This window comes from Microbacterium sp. ZW T5_45 (genome assembly GCF_044987415.1).
Taxonomy (GTDB): Bacteria; Actinomycetota; Actinomycetes; order Actinomycetales; family Microbacteriaceae; genus Microbacterium.
On record NZ_JBJDRJ010000003.1, the window covers coordinates 22,932 to 36,594 of the forward strand.

A 13,663-nucleotide genomic window follows, 5' to 3' on the forward strand; every position below is an offset into this window, starting at 1 on the left:
CGCTTCCCGTTTCCTCGGCATGACCTGCCAGCTTGACGAAAGGCTCCCCGTGACTGTGCACGACCAGGATCCGTATTCCCAGGGCCCGCTCGACAGCGACCCGGAAGAGACGGGAGAGTGGCAGCAGTCGCTCGACGAACTCGTCGACGCGAAGGGCCATGGCCGCGGGCGCGAGATCATGCTCAGCCTGCTCAAGCGTTCCAAGGAGCTGCACCTGGGTGTGCCGATGGTTCCCACCACGGACTACATCAACACGATCGCTCCCGAGAACGAGCCGGAGTTCCCCGGTGACGAAGAGATCGAGCGACGCTACCGCGCGTGGATCCGCTGGAACGCGGCCATCACCGTGCACCGCGCACAGCGCCCTGGCATCGGCGTCGGCGGCCACATCTCCACCTACGCATCGTCCGCCGCGCTGTATGAAGTCGGCTTCAACCACTTCTTCAAGGGACTCGACAACCCCGGCGGCGGCGACCAGATCTTCATCCAGGGCCACGCCTCCCCCGGCACGTACGCACGTTCCTTCCTCGAGGGCCGCCTGAGCGAGGACCAGCTCGACGGGTTCCGCCAGGAGAAGTCGCACGCCCCGCACGGCATCCCCTCGTACCCGCACCCGCGCCTGATGCCGGACTACTGGCAGTTCCCGACCGTGTCGATGGGTCTCGGACCCATCAACGCGATCTACCAGGCGATGTCGAACAAGTACCTCGAGAACCGCGGCATCAAGGACACCTCCGACTCGCACGTCTGGGCGTTCCTGGGCGACGGCGAGATGGACGAGGTCGAGAGCCGCGGCCAGCTGCAGGTCGCCGCCAACGAGGGCCTCGACAACCTCACGTTCATCGTGAACTGCAACCTCCAGCGCCTCGACGGACCCGTCCGCGGCAACGGCAAGATCATGCAGGAGCTCGAGTCGTTCTTCCGCGGTGCCGGCTGGAACGTCATCAAGGTCGTCTGGGGCCGCGAGTGGGACGACCTGCTCGCCCGCGACAGCGAGGGCGCTCTGCTCAACCTCATGAACTCCACGCCGGACGGCGACTTCCAGACGTACAAGGCCGAGTCCGGCGCGTACGTCCGCGAGCACTTCTTCGGGCGCGACGAGCGCGCGGCCGCTCTCGTCGAGGACTACTCCGACGACCAGATCTGGAAGCTCAAGCGCGGTGGCCACGACTACCGCAAGGTCTACGCGGCGTTCAAGGCGGCGACCGAGCACAAGGGCCAGCCGACCGTCATCCTGGCGAAGACCGTCAAGGGTTACGGTCTCGGACCGCACTTCGAGGGCCGCAACGCGACCCACCAGATGAAGAAGATGACGCTGGACAACCTCAAGACGTTCCGCGACACCATGCACATCCCGATCACGGATGCGCAGCTCGAGGAGAACCCGTACCTGCCGCCGTACTACAACCCCGGCCCCCAGGACGAGACGATCCAGTACATGCTCGAGCGCCGCCGCGCGCTCGGCGGCTTCCTCCCCGAGCGCCGCACCACGCACGTCGGTCTGTCGCTTCCCGACGACTCCGCGTACGCGCTGCCCAAGAAGGGCTCCGGAACGCAGGAGATCGCCACCACGATGGCGTTCGTCCGCCTGCTCAAGGACCTGCTCCGCTCGAAGGACTTCGGCCACCGCATCGTGCCGATCATCCCCGACGAAGCCCGCACGTTCGGCATGGACGCGTACTTCCCGACCGCCAAGATCTACAACCCGAACGGCCAGCACTACACGTCGGTCGACCGGGAGCTGCTGCTCGCCTACAAGGAGAGCCCGCAGGGGCAGATCGTCCACGTCGGCATCAACGAGGCCGGCGCGCTGGCCGCGTTCACCGCCGCCGGAACGTCGTACGCGACGCACGGCGAGCCACTGATCCCGATCTACCTCTTCTACTCGATGTTCGGGTTCCAGCGCACCGGCGACGCCCAGTGGGCCGCGGGCGACCAGATGGCGCGCGGCTTCATCATCGGCGCCACCGCAGGTCGCACCACTCTCACGGGTGAGGGCCTTCAGCACGCCGACGGGCACTCGCACCTGCTCGCGGCGACGAACCCGGCGACGGTCTCGTACGACCCCGCCTACGGCTACGAGATCGCGCACATCATGCGCTCCGGCCTCGACCGCATGTACGGCGGCACCCACGAGGACCCGAACGTGATGTACTACATCACCGTCTACAACGAGCCCCTCGTGCAGCCGGCCGAGCCGGAGAACGTGGACGTCGACGGCATCGTCCGCGGCATCCACCGCGTCTCCGTCGGCGAGGGCGACGGCCCCCGTGCGCAGCTGTTCGCGTCGGGCGTCGGACTCCCGTGGGCGCTCGAGGCGCAGGAGCTGCTGAAGAACGACTGGGGCGTGAGCGCCGATGTCTGGTCGGTCACCTCGTGGACCGAGCTGCGCCGCGACGGCCTCGCCGCGGACGAGCACAACTTCCTGCACCCGGAGGAGGAGCCCCGCACGGCCTACCTCACCCAGAAGCTGCAGGGAGCAGAAGGTCCCGTCGTCGCCGTCAGCGATTTCATGCACGCGGTGCAGGACCAGATCCGCCCCTGGGTGCCGAACCGCTTCGCGACGCTCGGAGCCGACGGATTCGGCTTCTCGGACACCCGCGCCGCCGCGCGTCGCTTCTTCAAGATCGACGGACCGTCGATCGTTGTGCGCACGCTGCAGTCGCTCGCCGAGGACGGCGTCGTCGACCGCTCGCTCGCGGCGCAGGCGATCCAGAAGTACAGCCTGCACGACGTCAACGCCGGCACCAGCGGCAACGCGGGCGGCGAAAGCTGAGTCCTCGGTGACGAAGGATTCGTCCCCCGCGGGGATGGACAAGGCCGCGACGCTCACCTGGCTGCGCCGGATCTCCGGCGACCTGGCTACGGCGACGATCAAGCGGCTGGAGGACACGCTCCCCTGGTACGCCGACATGCCACCGGCCCGACGCTCCGCCGTCGGGCTGGTGGCCCAGGCCGGCATCACCTCGTTCATCCAGTGGTACGACGACCCCACCTCGACTCCGTGGATCGCTGCGGACATCTTCGCCGCGGCTCCTCGCGAACTGCTGCGCAGCGTCAGCCTGCAGCAGACCCTGCAGCTGATCCGGGTGACCGTGGAGATCACCGAGGAGCGGGTCGCCGGCAAGGGCGAGTACCTGCGCGAGGCGATCCTGCTCTATTCACGCGATGTCGCCTTCGCGGCGGCCGATGTGTATGCACGCGCCGCCGAGGCCCGCGGACTCTGGGATGCGCGCCTCGAGGCCCTCGTCGTGGACTCGATCCTCACGGGCGAGGCCGACGAGGAGCTTCCCAGCCGCATTGCCGCCCTCGGCTGGCACGGTCACGGCGAGGTCGCGGTCCTCGTCGGCACGACGCCTCCGCAGTTCGACGTCGACCTCGTACGACGCAGCGCTCGCAAGCTCTCCGTCGACGTGCTCATCGGCGTGCAGGGATCCCGTCTCGTCCTCGTGCTCGGACGCGCGCGGGTGCCGGGACAGGATGCCGAAGAGGAGGAACTGGGCTTCCAGGAGATCGCCTCGCGCTTGGAGCCCTCATTCGGCCCTGGTCACATCGTGCTGGGACCGGCGGTCGCCGCGCTCGTCGACGCGAGTCAGAGCGCTCGGGCCGCGCTCGCCGGCTTCGCCGTGGCCCGAGCCTGGCGCAACGCACCACGACCCGTCGAGGCGGATGATCTGCTCCCCGAGCGCGCCCTCGCCGGCGACCCCCTGGCGAAGCAGACCCTCATCGAGCGCATCCATCGGCCCCTGCAGGCCCACTCCACGGATCTCGTGACCACGCTGTGGAGCTATCTCGACAACGGCCGCTCCCTCGAGGCGACGGCGCGAGAGCTCTTCGTGCACCCGAACACCGTCCGCTACCGCCTCAAGCGGGTCAGCGAGGTCATCGGCTGGGACGCGACCGGTCCTCGAGAAGCTCTCATCCTCCAGACCGCACTGATCCTGGGTTCGATCGGTGCCGGCGACCAGATGCGTCGACGCGCGCCCCTGCGGCGCCCTCCGCGCTGAGCCTCACCGCTCCCCGGTACTCCGCGGAGCATCCGTCCCGCAGGCCGCTGTACGCCACGCACAACGGTTTCGCGGAATCTTGTGATGGATCATCCACCGTTTCCGTCGGATCGTTGACAGACTGGGGAGGTGATCGTCTACGCATGCCCCGGACAGGGGTCTCAGACTCCTGGATTCCTCTCCCCCTGGCTCGAACTCGACGGCGTCGCCGACCTGCTGGCCGCCTATTCGGAGGCGGCGGAGGTCGACCTCCACACCCACGGCACCGTGTCGGATGCCGACACGATCCGCGACACCCGCATCGCCCAGCCGCTCATCGTCGCGGCCTCGCTGATCGCAGCGCGCGCCCTGCGCGAGCGCACCGGTACAGCCCCCGAGGGCATCGCCGGGCACTCGGTGGGCGAGCTCGCTGCTCTCGCCGAGGCGGGCGTGATCGACGATCGCACCGCGATGCGCCTGGTCGGGGTGCGCGGCCGTGCGATGGCGGATGCCGCAGCACAGACTCCCACGGGCATGAGCGCGGTCCTCGGCGGCGATGAGGCGGCGGTGCTCGCGCGCCTCGCCGAGCTCGAGCTCACCCCCGCGAACTACAACGGCGGCGGGCAGATCGTCGCGGCCGGCGCACTCCCCGCTCTCGCCGCGCTGGCCGAGGAGCCGCTGCGCGGCACCCGCGTGATCCCGCTGCAGGTCGCCGGGGCCTTCCACACCTCGTACATGGCACCCGCCGTCGATGCCCTCCGCTCAGCGGTCGACGGCGTCGAACCCGCGAACCCGACCGTGCGCCTCTGGACCAACCGGGACGGCACGATCGTCACCGAGGGCGCCACCGCTCTCGACTACCTCGTCGACCAGGTCTCGTCGCCGGTCCGCTGGGACCTGTGCATGGCGTCGTTCGCGGAGAACGGCATCACCGGTCTCATCGAGCTCGCGCCGGCCGGCGCGTTGACCGGCCTCGCGAAGCGCGGGCTGCGCGGCGTGCCGACCGTCGCCGTGAAGACCCCTGACGACCTCGATGCAGCTGTCGCGCTGCTGAACGGAGAAGCGGCATGAGCGCCACCCTGACCCAGCCCACCGGTGCCACGTACACTCGCATCTACTCGTACGGTGCCGCTCGCGGCGAGAACGCCGTGCCCAACGACGATCTCATCGGCCCCATCGACTCCAGCGACGAGTGGATCCGTCAGCGCACCGGCATCATCACCCGCGTCCGCGCCGACAAGGGCACAGATGCGATCGATCTGGCGACGGATGCCGCCGCCGAGGCGATCGCGAAGTCCGGCGTCCCCGCCGACCAGATCGACCTCGTCATCGTGGCGACCATCAGCAACCCGAAGCAGACCCCGTCGGTCGCGGCGATCGTTGCGGACCGCGTCGGATCGAACCCGGCCGCCGCCTACGACATCAACGCCGCCTGCGCCGGCTTCGCCTACGCGGTCACGCAGGCCGACGCCCTCATCAAGTCCGGCGCTGCACGGTACGCGGTGGTCATCGGCACCGAGAAGCTCTCCGACATCGTCGACCCCACCGACCGCACGATCTCCTTCCTGCTGGGAGACGGCGCGGGCGCGGCTGTCGTCGGTCCCAGCGACACGCCGGGTATCGCGCCCGTGGTGTGGGGATCCGACGGTTCGAAGGCGGACGCTGTGGGGATGAACCACACTCTGACCGAGTTCCGCGACGGACAGGCACCGTGGCCGACTCTGCGCCAGGAGGGCCAGACGGTGTTCCGATGGGCGGTCTGGGAGATGGCCAAGGTCGCCCGCGAGGCACTGGACCGCGCCGGCGTCGAACCCGAGGACATCGCCGCGTTCGTGCCGCACCAGGCGAACATGCGCATCGTCGACGAGTTCGCCAAGCAGCTCAAGCTGCCCGAGACGACCATCATCGCCCGCGACATCGAGACCACGGGCAACACCTCGGCGGCGTCGATCCCGCTCGCCACGCACCGCCTGCTCGCCGAGCATCCCGAGCTGTCCGGCGGACTCGCCCTGCAGATCGGCTTCGGAGCCGGCCTCGTCTTCGCCGCACAGGTCGTCGTCCTCCCCTGAGAACGTCACGACCTTCTCTAGACTGTTCCACGGTTCCGAATACAACCCGCAAGAAAGAGGAAGACCACCATGGCTTTCACCAACGATGAGGTCCTCGCCGGCCTCGCCGAGCTCATCACCGACGAGACCGGCATCAACGCTTCCGAGGTCGCCCTCGAGAAGTCCTTCACCGACGACCTCGACATCGACTCGATCTCGATGATGACCATCGTGGTCAACGCCGAGGAGAAGTTCGGCGTCACCATCCCCGACGACGAGGTCAAGAACCTCAAGACCGTCGGCGACGCCGTCAACTTCATCGTCGCAGGCCAGGAGTAATCCCGGCAGGATGCCACCCCCGCCACCCGCGGGGCGTGGCATCCTCCTTCCTGCCCTCATTCGCACGCACCCCGTACGACAAGGAACCACACCATGACCAAGCGCATCGTCGTCACCGGCATCGGCGCCACGTCCGCCATCGGCGGGACCGCTCCGGACAACTGGAGCAACCTGCTCGCCGGCATGTCCGGCACCCGCACCCTCGAACACGACTGGGTCGCGCAGTATGAACTTCCCGTGACCTTCGCCGCCGAGGCCATGGTGCGCCCCGAAGAGGTGCTCCCCCGTCACGAGGCGAAGCGTCTCGACCCCTCATCGCAGTTCGCGCTCATCGCCGCGCGCGAGGCCTGGGACGATGCCGGCGCGCCGGAGGTCGCTCCCGAGCGTCTCGGCGTCGACTTCGCCACCGGCATCGGCGGCCTCTGGACCCTGCTCGACGCCTGGGACACGCTGCGCGAGAAGGGCCCGCGTCGCGTCATGCCGCTCACGGTCCCGATGCTCATGCCCAACGCGGCGGCCGGCAACCTGTCGCTGCAGTTCGGCGCGCGTGCCTACGCGCAGACCGTTGTCAGCGCCTGCGCCTCGAGCACCGAGTCGATCATCCACGCCGTGCACCACCTGCAGGAGGGGCTCGCCGACGTCGTCATCGCCGGCGGCACGGAGTCGGCGATCCACCCGATCACGATGGCGTCCTTCGCCTCGGCACAGGCTCTGTCCCGCCGCAACGACGACCCCGCGCACGCCTCGCGCCCTGGCGCGGTCGACCGCGACGGCTTCGTGATGGGTGAGGGAGCTGCCGCGCTCATCCTCGAGACCGAGGAGCACGCGAAGGCGCGCGGCGCCAAGATCTACGGCTACGTCCTCGGCGGCGGCGTGACCGCCGACGCATACCACATCACCGGCAACGACCCCGAGGGCAACGGAGCGGCTCGCGCCGTCACGCAGGCTCTCGAGGAGGCGGGTGTCACCGCGGGCCAGATCTCGCACATCAACGCGCACGCGACGTCGACCCCTGTCGGTGACCCGAACGAGTACGTCGCGCTGAAGAAGGTGTTCGGAGACCGTCTCGACGAGATCCCGGTCTCCGCGACCAAGGCGTCCACGGGCCACCTGCTCGGCGGCACCGGAGCTCTGGAGGCGATCTTCACACTGCTCGCGCTGCGCGACCGGATCGCCCCGCCCACGATCAACATGACCGAGCAGGACGAGGCCGTGCCCTTCAAGCTCTCCGGTGAGGCGCAGCCCCTCGGTGACGGCACGCTGTACGCGATCAGCAACTCCTTCGGCTTCGGCGGACACAACGCCGTCGCCGTCTTCGCCAGCGCCGCGGAATGACCTCTCGCTGCAGGTGACGAGTGAAGGCCCCGGGATCTCCCGGGGCCTTCACTCGTCTCACGCGTCCGACCCGAGGAGTCGATCCAGAGCGTCGAGGATCGACAGCAGGAGCTTCTCGTCACTGGGGACGAACGCGCGACGGGTCGGCGGAGCATCCGGCAGGCTCACCTGTTCGCCGTTCCTCATGACGCGCGCCGTCGCCAGGTGCACGGAGTACTCCCCCACGAGCACCCGGCGCCCCTCGACGCGCACCCGCGGGTCCGTGCCGTGCAGGTGCTCGACCACGATCCGGCGGACGGCTGCACGGTCCGTCGAGCGCGGATCACCGCGAAGATGCGAGCGCCGGTCCGCGGATGCCGTCTCCAGGGCGCTCGTGCCCACCAGCAGGTCGACGGCTCTCAGCACCTCCGACCCGGTCACCGCCGGAATCTCCGAGAAGGGGACGTCCGCACCCGCGACCCGCGCACGGACACGCTCGGTGATCCCCGTGCCCTCCATCCCGGGGTACACATCGGTGTTCAGTCCGAAGCGCACGAGGGTCGATCCGAACGCGCGCTCGAGCGCGCCGCGGCTCACCCGCCAGCCGTCCGAGAGCGCGACCCCGAGGAGGCGGCGGAGCTCGACCTCGAATCCGGCGAACTCGGCGTCCGACTCGCGATCGGCTGTCGCGTAGTGCTCACGGAAGACCTGCGCGAACGGCTGAACGATCCTCTCGGCCCAGACGTGCTCGCGCCAGATGCGGCGCTCCTCCGCCGACGCCCGCGCCGGGTGCCAGAGCCGGATGACTCCCTCGGAGAATCTGGACTCACCGCCCTCGACGTCGACGCCGTGGATCTCGGGGGCGTCCGGCTGCGACGTTCCCGGGCGGAACGCGGTCCACACGGTGCCGCCGTCGCTGCTGTGCTCGAAGACCAGCACCGACGCGAGCGAGGTCGTCCAGGCAGAGGCAGAGAACGCCCTGTGCCATTCCTCCGGAGACCACCAGGTGTCGATCGCGAACTGGCCTTGCAACGCCGCGAGGTAGGTGCGCTTGCGCGCGGCGGACGATGTGCCGTCTGCCGGCATCCGGAGCGCCACGGTCGCGCGCAGCGGCAGCGTCTTGATCGCTTTCCGGCGCTGCCTCGACAGGCGCGTTACGAGCCCCTTGTGGCGGACGTCCGGAATGACCTCCGTCAGAGCGGCGATCGCTTCCGGTGTGGGAAGCCTCGCCAACCATTGCCCGAGGGCGTGCGTCGCCGCCTGCGAGGGCGCCGTCGCCGCGGTCGTAGGGGCGATCGACACGTCGCGGATGAGGGAGACGACCCGTGGCCCCGCGTCGGGAGCATCCGCGGCGAGGACGACCGCGGCGGCACGGGCGAGCGCATCGACCTCGCGCCGCGTGAACAGATGGTCCGAGTGGTACGCCAGCTCTCCGGCGTGCAACGCGCGAGAGCGACTGATTCCCGACTGCAGCGTCTCGAACGCTTCGTTCACCCGCGCAGGGTTCATCGCCAAGAGTTCGGCGTGCGCGACCTCGAGCTGCTCTTCATCGACGTCGACGCGCTCCGTCCAGACAGACCACGACGTATGGGCGATCGCGGGCACGTTCTCGAGCGCGAGCAGTGAGCGGCGCTCGTCGACGGACCAGAGCCGTGCCTGCGCGAGGGCGAGGAGATGCGGCGACTCGCCAGCGTCGCCGGTATGCGTCGATGCGCCGCCGGACAGGTCGTCGAGCAGGCACAGCAGGGGGATCGTCGGCTCCGGCCACTCCCATGCGAGGCGTGCGGCGACAGAGCGCGTGTGCTCGCTGGGAGCCTCGCGGTGAGCAGCATGGAGATAGGCGAGCACGGCACGAGGCAGGGCGCTCGATGCATCGACCCGCTCCGGCAGATGTGAGCGGACGAGTTCCAGGGCCCAGCCCACCTGCGCATCGGAGAGCTCGATCGGATCGTGCGCTCCGGAGTCGAGCAGCACGGCACCCGCGGCGCGGGCCTCGTCTGACGGATGCTCGGGGACGCCGGGCGAACCGATTCGTCGGCCGAGAACCGTGAGGACGAGGTGCCCCCGTTCCGCCGCGGTGAGAGCGGCGTCGAGCCCGCGCATGCGTTGCTCGAGCTCGCGACGATCATCGCGCGACAGTCGCGGAGCCTCGTGCGCACGGACCCGATCGAGAGCTGACAAGAGGGCGTGATGGGCGGACTGCATGCCGCCCAGGATAGTCAGCGGGTGGCGAGCAGCCTCTGCGAACGCGTCGCCCGCAGGCGCGTGATCCACGTCAGGAACCAGCCGATCAGTGGTCCGACGCCGAAGGCGAAGAGCACGGTCCCGACGCCCACCGGTCCGCCGAGCAGGAATCCGATCACGAGCACGCCGCCCTCGATCAGCGTGCGAGCGAGCCACACCGGCCATCCGGTGCGTCGCACCAGTCCCGTCATCAGTCCGTCCCGGGGTCCTGGACCGAAGTCCGCGGCGATGTACAGCCCCGTCGCGAACGCCAGCAGCACGAGTCCGAACACGAACATCGGCGCGCCGACCCAGACGGACGGCGGCTCGGGGACGAGCAGCAGGGCGAGGTCAGCACTCGGTCCGATCAGCAGCGCGTTGAGCAGAGTTCCCAGCCCCGCGCGCTGACGAAGAGGGATCCACAGCAGCAGGACGACGAAGGCGACGAGGCTCGTGATCAGCCCATAACCGATCCCGGACTGCCCGGCGACACCGAGCGCGAGGACGTCCCAGGGAGACACCCCGATGTTGCCCCGGACCATGAAGGCCAGCGCGACACCGTAGAGCACGAGCCCGACGATCAGCTGCACGAGGCGCTCGACGAGGTCGCGAGGACTGCTCATCGTAATCGGGAGGAAGAGGGAACGGATCTGCATGTGTCTCATCGTGGCCGGTGGTGCGGCTCCGAAGATCAGTCCACTCACTCGAAAGTGGCCTCAACATGGGATACCACTTTTCACCATACTGGAGTCATGGCTTCTCGACTGGTCGCGCATCTCGGTCCACAGGTCCTGGCGGGCGCCTCTGCTCAAACACTGGCCGAGCAGGTCAGAGCACTGATCCTCGACGGTCGACTGACAGTCGGCGAACGATTGCCGAGTGAACGGGCACTGGCACTCGAACTGCGTCGATCGCGGTCGACCGTGACACGCGCCTATGGCCTGCTCGAGGCCGACGGCTATGCCGTTCGGGTGCACGGCGGCGGCACGAGGGTGAGCCTCCCGCACGAGAGGCCCGCTGTGCCGACCGACGACGACGAGACTGCGATCGATCTCTCGATCGCCTCCATGGACTCCACCCCGGGTCTGTACGACGCGACCGTGCGTTCGCTGCCACGGCTCGCGGCGCTCCGCGGGACCAGCGGGTATTCGCTTCGAGGGCTCCCCGAGCTGCGTGAGGCCGTCGCCGCGCGCTTCACCGAGCGCGGCGCTCCGACCACGGCCGACCAGATCATCATCACCTCAGGAGCGCTCAACGCGGTCAACCTCGTGCTCGCCTCGATCGGCCGGCGCGGGTCCCGATCGCTGGTGGAGCAGCCGACCTTCCCGCACGCGTTGGAAGCGCTCGCGCGCCACGGATATCGGATGCTGCCGACTCCGGTCGACATCGACGGCTGGGATCTGTCCCATCTCGCCGACACCTTGCTGCACAGCCGCCCGCATCTCGCCTATCTGATCCCCGACTTCCACAACCCCACGGGAGCGACGCTTCCGGATGCCGAGCGCGCACGACTCGCCGCCACCGCCCGCAACGCGGGCACACTGCTGCTCATCGATGAGACGACGGCCGAGCTCGACATCGATCGCGGCTGGGCGCCGACGCCGATGGCCGCGCACGGTCCGCATGTGATCACGGTGGGATCCATGTCGAAGATCGCCTGGGGCGGGATGCGGCTGGGGTGGATCCGGGCTGAGGAGTCGCTGATCCGGCAGTTCCTCGCGACGCGGCCGTCGTTCGAGCTCGGCACGGCCCTTCTCGAGCAGTGCATCGCCGTGGAGCTCCTCGACGAGATGCCTGCTCTGACGGCGCACGTCGGAGCTCGGCTCGGCGCAGGTCGCGCGGCTGTCGCCGAGGGGCTCGCCGCGATCGATCGCCTCGCGATGCCGCCGACGCCCGGCGGTCTCTCGACCTGGCTCGACCTCGGCTCTCCGGTGTCCACCTCCCTCTCGCTCGCGGCCAGGGACCACGGCCTCATCCTGCCGCCCGGACCGCGATTCTCGACGGGTGGCGTGCTCGAGCGTCGGCTGCGGATCCCCATCACCCTCACACCTGAGCGCACACGTGAGGCGATGACGCGCCTGCGTCGCGCGTGGGAGGACCTCGGCGACGATCGCGGCCGGTCCCCCCGCGAGCACACGCACGCGGCGGTCATCTGACAGGCAGACGAGGAGGACCCCGCCCCTTCCCCGGGGCGGGGTCCTCCACTCAGGGAACGGGATACGTCTTCTCAGCGTCCGGGACGACTCACCGGCATCCGATACTCACGCCTCCGCGTTCCACGTCTTCGTGGCCGGGGCCCGATCAGCCGACCTTGTGCAGCCAGACGACACGCGCATCATCGCTCGCGTGACGGAACGGCTCGAGTTCTTCATCCCACGCCGATCCGAGCGCGATGTCGAGTTCACGCTGCAGCTCGGTGAGGTTGCCCGCGGCGATCTCCATCGCGTAGCGGATCCGGTCTTCGCCGATGACGACGTTGCCGGCCGCATCGGTCTGCGCGTAGTGGATGCCGAGATCCGGGGTGTGCATCCAGCGCCCGCCGTCGCTACGCGGCGTGGGGTCCTCGCTGACCTCGAACCGCAGGTGCTCCCAGCCCCGGATCGCCGTCGCGAGGGCAGCACCCGTGCCGACGGGGCCGTCCCAGTAGAACTCCGCTCTGCGGGCGCCGGTCAGCACCGGCTGGTCGCTCCAGTCGAAATTCACCGCACGCCCGATAGCGCGTCCCACCGCCCATTCGAGGTGCGGGCAGAGCGCGCGAGGCGCGGAGTGGATGAACACCACTCCGCGTGCAAAAGCCGTCGCCATGATCTCTCCGTTTCATCAGGTGCGTCTTCCCCAACGTCCTGACTGCCGAAGTGGCGAGAATATGCGGTTGTGCGGCTATTCTCGCCCACGATCCGTGAAATGACAAGCGTGTGATCCCATGAGAAAGGCCCCGGTCGACGACCGGGGCCTTTCTCATGATGTGCGGGGCTCAGGCCTCGCTCATCGCCATCTTGACCTGCTGACCCTTGGCGGCGTAATAGGCGGCACGAGCGGCGTCGCGCTGAGCCTGCTCCGCGTAGCCGGCCTCGAGCACATCCTGGGGCACCTCGACGTTCGGGACGTCCTGGGTGCCGTGGTACTTCTCGATGTACGCGTCGAGCTCGGGACCGGAGGTCCACGACGTGATGAGGCAGTAGCGCGGATCGGTGCCGTTGTGGGTGGCAGCGTGCCACAGACGCTGCGTGTCGACGATGAGCTGGGCTCCGGCAGGCAGTGCGAGGCGGTACTCGATGCTCGGGTCGGTGCGGTTCTCCCGCAGGACGAAGTAGCTGTCCTTGTCGTCGGTGAGGTTGAAGAAGCCGCGGACCACCCAGCCGGTGCCGTCGGGGTTCAGACGGTTGTTGTCGTCCTGGTGGAGGTTGTAGAGGCACTCTCCGTACGGCGTGGGCTGCAGCTCGATGACGCGGCAGCGACCGACGTTCGCACCGGGCTCCTGGGCGCGTCGCGTGAGGTTCGGGGCCTTGGCGACCTGCGAGTCGATCCAGACGCCGTCCTTGTCGGTGCGCGGCGGCTTGTGGTTCCAGAAGCCGTTGCACTCGATCTCGCCCTTCGCGCTGGCGAGCGGTGCGAAGCGGGTGTCGCCCGACGACTTCCAGTCGTTGTACTCGATGTCGAGCCATTCCTTGGGGTCGAGCTCCTGGTTGTAGCTGTCGAGGACGACGAAGCCCTTGTCCTCGAGTGCCTTGGACTTGATGTAACCCATGATCT

The 13,663-nt window shown here is 68.8% G+C and carries 11 protein-coding genes; 7 read left to right on the top strand and 4 right to left on the bottom strand.

The features are described 5' to 3' along the window. Positions 1 to 49 precede the first annotated feature (49 nt). The 6 genes from aceE to ACI3KS_RS01975 all read left to right on the top strand — a co-directional run bounded on the left by aceE (position 50) and on the right by ACI3KS_RS01975 (position 7,708). Positions 50 to 2,776 carry a pyruvate dehydrogenase (acetyl-transferring), homodimeric type gene (gene aceE / locus ACI3KS_RS01950; protein WP_404914651.1) on the top strand — a complete coding sequence of 909 codons (2,727 nt, stop codon included), beginning with the start codon at positions 50 to 52 and terminating at the stop codon, positions 2,774 to 2,776. Between the two features lie 34 nt (positions 2,777 to 2,810). Then, a complete protein-coding gene (locus ACI3KS_RS01955) occupies positions 2,811 to 4,007 on the top strand; it encodes a PucR family transcriptional regulator (protein ID WP_404914896.1) in 1,197 nt (398 codons plus the stop codon). Positions 4,008 to 4,136: 129 nt separating this feature from the next. Further along, on the top strand, positions 4,137 to 5,057 hold the full coding sequence (locus tag ACI3KS_RS01960) for an ACP S-malonyltransferase (protein ID WP_404914653.1): 921 nt from the start codon (positions 4,137 to 4,139) through the stop codon (positions 5,055 to 5,057). Further along, positions 5,054 to 6,055 carry a beta-ketoacyl-ACP synthase III gene (locus tag ACI3KS_RS01965; protein ID WP_404914655.1) on the top strand — a complete coding sequence of 334 codons (1,002 nt, stop codon included), beginning with the start codon at positions 5,054 to 5,056 and terminating at the stop codon, positions 6,053 to 6,055. Before ACI3KS_RS01960 ends, ACI3KS_RS01965 begins: the two co-directional genes overlap by 4 nt. 69 nt (positions 6,056 to 6,124) lie before the next feature. Continuing rightward, complete coding sequence (locus tag ACI3KS_RS01970; protein ID WP_017202249.1) at positions 6,125 to 6,373, top strand: acyl carrier protein; 249 nt, start codon at positions 6,125 to 6,127, stop codon at positions 6,371 to 6,373. A 93-nt stretch (positions 6,374 to 6,466) separates the two neighbouring features. Next, on the top strand, positions 6,467 to 7,708 hold the full coding sequence (locus ACI3KS_RS01975; protein WP_404914657.1) for a beta-ketoacyl-[acyl-carrier-protein] synthase family protein: 1,242 nt from the start codon (positions 6,467 to 6,469) through the stop codon (positions 7,706 to 7,708). Positions 7,709 to 7,765: 57 nt separating this feature from the next. Here ACI3KS_RS01975 and ACI3KS_RS01980 read toward each other — a convergent pair whose 3' ends face one another. Both ACI3KS_RS01980 and ACI3KS_RS01985 read right to left on the bottom strand, forming a co-directional pair. Then, complete coding sequence (locus tag ACI3KS_RS01980) at positions 7,766 to 9,892, bottom strand: DUF4132 domain-containing protein (RefSeq protein WP_404914661.1); 2,127 nt, start codon at positions 9,890 to 9,892, stop codon at positions 7,766 to 7,768. A gap of 14 nt (positions 9,893 to 9,906) precedes the next feature. After that, positions 9,907 to 10,566: a YitT family protein gene (locus ACI3KS_RS01985; RefSeq protein ID WP_404914663.1), complete on the bottom strand. Its 660-nt coding sequence runs from the start codon at positions 10,564 to 10,566 to the stop codon at positions 9,907 to 9,909. A gap of 96 nt (positions 10,567 to 10,662) precedes the next feature. On the opposite strand from ACI3KS_RS01985, the gene ACI3KS_RS01990 reads away from it, so the two are divergent. Further along, a complete protein-coding gene (locus ACI3KS_RS01990; RefSeq protein WP_404914665.1) occupies positions 10,663 to 12,066 on the top strand; it encodes a PLP-dependent aminotransferase family protein in 1,404 nt (467 codons plus the stop codon). A gap of 145 nt (positions 12,067 to 12,211) precedes the next feature. On the opposite strand, the gene ACI3KS_RS01995 is transcribed toward ACI3KS_RS01990, so the two are convergent. After that, positions 12,212 to 12,715, bottom strand: a complete 504-nt coding sequence (locus tag ACI3KS_RS01995; protein WP_404914667.1) for a DUF3145 domain-containing protein — start codon at positions 12,713 to 12,715, stop codon at positions 12,212 to 12,214. A gap of 169 nt (positions 12,716 to 12,884) precedes the next feature. Then, on the bottom strand, positions 12,885 to 13,658 hold the full coding sequence (locus tag ACI3KS_RS02000; RefSeq protein ID WP_404914669.1) for a hypothetical protein: 774 nt from the start codon (positions 13,656 to 13,658) through the stop codon (positions 12,885 to 12,887). Between the last annotated feature and the right edge of the window lie 5 nt (positions 13,659 to 13,663).